This is a genomic window from Calditrichota bacterium, assembly GCA_013152715.1.
Lineage (GTDB): Bacteria > Zhuqueibacterota > Zhuqueibacteria > Thermofontimicrobiales > Thermofontimicrobiaceae > 4484-87.
Window position 1 is genome coordinate 1 of sequence record JAADFU010000136.1, and the last position, 3,452, is coordinate 3,452.

2 protein-coding genes are annotated in these 3,452 nt (G+C 45.5%); both read right to left on the reverse strand.

The features are described 5' to 3' along the window. Positions 1–1,337: hypothetical protein (locus GXO74_11025; protein ID NOZ62205.1), on the reverse strand; the 1,337-nt coding region annotated here is incomplete at its 3' end. A 167-nt stretch (positions 1,338–1,504) separates the two neighbouring features. Further along, positions 1,505–3,115 carry an amidohydrolase family protein gene (locus tag GXO74_11030; GenBank protein NOZ62206.1) on the reverse strand — a complete coding sequence of 537 codons (1,611 nt, stop codon included), beginning with the start codon at positions 3,113–3,115 and terminating at the stop codon, positions 1,505–1,507. Between the last annotated feature and the right edge of the window lie 337 nt (positions 3,116–3,452).

Sequence of the window (3,452 nt, forward strand, 5' to 3'; positions counted from 1 at the left end):
TGACTTTTTCCGTCAATCAGCACTGTGTTGTGCGATTCCGCCCGACGAAGCAACCAGCCGGGATTATTGGGATCGTAGGTCGGACGTTTGTGATCCGCCAACAAAACTTCGCCGTAAGCTTTCAGAATCACGGAATTTCGATCTGCGTGCTCGTGATTAGTTGCCTTGCCGCTGCGCATGGCAACGACCAGATCGTCAAGGCCGTAACCCGTGCGCGTGGTAATCCAGTCCAGATCCAATTTTCGAAACAGCTTTTTCTCGACAGGCGGCTCGGCTTTCACCGTCGGATCGTAAAAAACCAGAGAAAAAATATCATGTTTTGTGGCGAAATTCTCGCCCAGGTATTGCGCCAGACCATCGCGGGAGTTACGCGCGATCCAGAACGCAACTGATGAACTGAAATTGTTGCCTGAATCTCCGAAATTCACGCTGCCGTGCGGCTTGAGATCGTGCGGCATGTAAAGCGCCAGTGCGTAATCAATCATGCCGGTAAAATTTCCTCGATCAAATAAATTGAGTCCCTCTTTTCTTTGAAACGCCTCCACGAGGTAGATCAAATATCCCATGGCATAATTGCAGTAAGAAACGCCCTCGTCGTAGCTGCCATCTTGTGTAAAAAGCGCAAGGAATTTATCATAGCTGTCCAGCACCATTTCCCGCCAGATATCAACGCGCTGATCTTTTCCCTGAAGCGTGAAAAGCGCAAGAGTCAGTCCGCCGGAAATTATCGAACGAAAATTGTTGTGTGCCAGAATCACGGGCCATCGACTCATATCAGGAACTTCAAAGGGATAAGGATAGTCATGGTCAAAATCCCACTTTCCGGCTGTCTGAGGATTCTGAAAACGATACAATGAGCGATACAGCGGCACGCAACCCTTCTCTGCGATTTGCTTCAAAATTTCTTTCCGCTCCTTCTTGGACAGTAAATCGTAGCACCAATCGTAGCTCAAGCACATCCATGCTGTGAGTCGGCCGTCCATGAGGAAGCCGAGAGGTCGTTCGTTGTCTTCAAGGAAATAATCCCAGCGCTTTAATTTGAGCGTCTCCAGCATCCCCTTTTTCGCATTTTGACCGCGTTTTTTGTCACCGGTGATGGCGTAGATAAAAGCTTCGCGCATGAAATCCTTATCTTTGGCAAAATCTTTTTTCAATTCTTCCTGCCAGAATTCTTTGAACAATGGACGTTTTGTGTTCGCCAGAATTCTCGGGACATCAGCGCGCGAAAACAATAGATTCAACGGAAATTCTTTCTCAGCGGAATTCGCTTTAGCCGGAATAAAAGCAGCAAAAAGGAGACAGATTAAAATTAAAGTTAGGAAATTTTTCACTCTCATGCATTCCTCCTCAAGTTCAAAATAAAAATTTAAATTTAATCCCGGAACCGGTCAGAGCGTTCGCGGTAACTACTGACCGGTTCCTTAATGGGAGGGGATCATGAAACATAACAGCTAACCTTTCAAAGGTTTGAAACCTTTGAAAGGTTTTGACAAAAAAACAATTTTTATTTCAACAAAACCCGATCTATAATTTTTCTCATATTCTTGCCCAGAATGAGCCGCTTTTCTTCTTCGGAAATATCCGCATAAGCGACCCAGCCGAATTGCGGAATCGGATCGCGCATGGCAGCATCAGAACCATAAATCACCCGGCTTGCGCCAACCTGATCGACCATGTATTCGATGATGCCATTGGTCACCGCAGTGTAAGTGATTTCCAGATGGATATTTTTAAATTTCTTCGCCAGCCGAATATGCCTTTTTGCGCGCTCATAGCTCATTCCTGAATGCGCGAGCAGAAAAGAAATTTCCGGAAATCGTCTTGCCAGATCATCCATTTCCTGGTCAAAATTATCTGACCAGTGCATCAGCGCAAAAAGCCGTTTTCTGTTGCCATACTCATACCATCTGTTATAAACCGGATCGTTGTAGGGAATATGATTTCTCGGAAAATAAGGCTTCATCCCTTTCATGCCCCATTTTTCGTAGCATTTTTTCAATTCACTTTCCCAATCATTCACATAACGCGGATCAAAAACAGCGTAACCAATAAATTCATCAGGTAATTCTTTGATAGCATCGCGCGTATTCAAATTTCCCATTTCCCAATCGCTCCAGATACCTACCCATGGGCTGGAACAGGTGATATTTACGCCGATGCACCTGTTACGCTCGACAATTCCAGCAGCGTCGGACTTGGGCATAAAAGCAATAGCATTATCAAAATGGTTTTTGGGATAATGGTGCGCGTGCGAGTCGATGACTTCCATGTCATCGATGGGCTCGCCCCTGCGGGCTTTGATCAAAATTTTATCGTCAGTCCGATCATCAGGATAATCCTCGGGAATTTGCTCCAGTTTCAAAATTCGTATTAAGTTTTCCCCGGCAATTTTCCGCCGATCCTGTTCGCTAATGTCAGCGTAATCAATGAATGCTTTGGCTGCGCCGGGACTTTTGAGCATCATTTGCGTGCCGAAAAGCAACTGGTCTGCACCGACCTGCTCGACCAGAAAATCGATGATTCGATTCGCCTGATAATTGGAAAATTCCACGAACAAATTGGGAAATTCTTTCAGAATCGGCAGCAAGGAACGCGTCGCCTCCCAGCGGACGCTATGGAGAATGACTTTCAAGTTTGGATAGTTCTGGCAAATCCAACCCACTTCCTGCCAGGAAATTTGCACAAAATCTGTATTAGCTTCACCGTTGTCAATCATCAGCGGAATTTCTGCTTCTTCTAGCGCGCGAAACAAGTTGCCAAGAGTCCTCTCGTCCACAGGATAGCGATGCAGACGCGGGAAAATTTTCACCGCTTTCACATTTTTATCTTTAATCTCTCGAATCAATTGCGCCGTCTTGGGCACATCGCCGCATTGATCGGGTAAAACAACCCACGCAGGAATCAGTCGGGGATGTTTCTCACAAACGCGAATCACTTCCTCATTTCCCACTGAAGGCTGCAACTCTTTTGCTAAATTTGAATAAATGAGCGCGCCGTGAATTTGACAGCGCTCCATATCCTTGAGCATTCTCTCCACTGTCCAGGGATGATCTGGATCTTTGTCCCACCATTTTCCGATTGAAGCGTAGCTGTCAAGAAATTTTATCTGACTCATTTTCCGTCCCTCACTTTGCTGAAATCTATTTCTATTTCCGGTATTTTTTTTAGCCTCGAAGGCTCCAAGGCTCCAAGATTTTTTCTTGTTTAAACCTACTTAGTCTGGTTGAATCTTGACATCCCCCCTTGCCCCTACGCCAAAGGCGCATCCTCGACTTCAAAGGGGGGAATCCTGAGAAGTCCCCCTTTGAAGGGGGATTTAGGGGGATGTTTAACTGTATTAATCCGATAATTAGTTTTGACATTCATGATCTCACTAAAAAAATAGTCTTATAAGTTCAATCTCTATCCGCAGAGTGCACAAAGAAGGCGCAAAGTTTCCGCCAAAAGTCGGA